Raw genomic sequence first — 268 nt, forward strand, 5'->3', positions numbered from 1 at the left:
GAAAGAAACTTTCCAGGCGACCGGGGTCGATGTTGACCCTCGCTCCATATTCCAGCCTGTTCAACGACAGGTGCCCGCGATTGACATGGTGCATACGTGCGCTGATACAGCCGCTTTCTTCCAGGCAGCGCAGTTCGTGATGCGTGAAGACGCTACTGACCCCTTGGCGAATGGATTCCAGGTCATTGAGAAGGAACAGCTGGTTTTCGGGTGTGAACAGCGAAGCTCTGTCAGAGAGACTGCCGCTACTCTGCAGGATTGCACTCAG

Annotated in this window: 1 protein-coding gene; it reads right to left on the reverse strand. The window is 55.2% G+C overall.

The window, feature by feature from the left end:
- Positions 1–268, reverse strand: a 268-nt coding sequence (locus tag SB717_RS36295) for an AraC-like ligand-binding domain-containing protein (RefSeq protein WP_410907858.1), incomplete at both ends; no start/stop codon positions are given.

Origin of the sequence: Priestia sp. SIMBA_032, from assembly GCF_046535215.1 — a bacterium.
Taxonomy (GTDB): Bacteria; Bacillota; Bacilli; order Bacillales; family Bacillaceae_H; genus Priestia; species Priestia aryabhattai.